This is a genomic window from Pantoea sp. Ft-CA_14 (genome assembly GCF_024520875.1).
GTDB lineage: Bacteria > Pseudomonadota > Gammaproteobacteria > Enterobacterales > Enterobacteriaceae > Pantoea > Pantoea agglomerans.
This window is the reverse complement of sequence record NZ_JALNPM010000058.1, coordinates 1-237: the sequence shown is the minus strand read 5'-3', so window position 1 is coordinate 237 and position 237 is coordinate 1. Positions and strand designations below refer to the sequence as shown.

Below are 237 nucleotides of genomic sequence, written 5' to 3'. Positions count from 1 at the left end.
TTGATGAGAAGAATCCTGCCGCAGATAAAGTCGACGTCAACATTAACACCAGCAGCATCGATACTAACCATGCTGAACGTGACAAGCACCTGCTCAGTGCCGACTTCCTGAACACCAGCAAAAACCCGCAGTCCACGTTCAAATCCACATCGTTGGAAAAAGAGGGTGATGATCTGAAGATTACTTGCGATCTTACGCTGAATGGCGTGACCAAACCGGTAACGCTCGAGGCGAAAA

At 48.5% G+C, this 237-nt stretch carries 1 protein-coding gene; it reads left to right on the top strand.

What is annotated here, in order from left to right; genetic code table 11:
* The coding region (locus NR195_RS22840; protein ID WP_256844942.1) for a YceI family protein at positions 1 to 237 on the top strand (237 nt) is incomplete at both ends.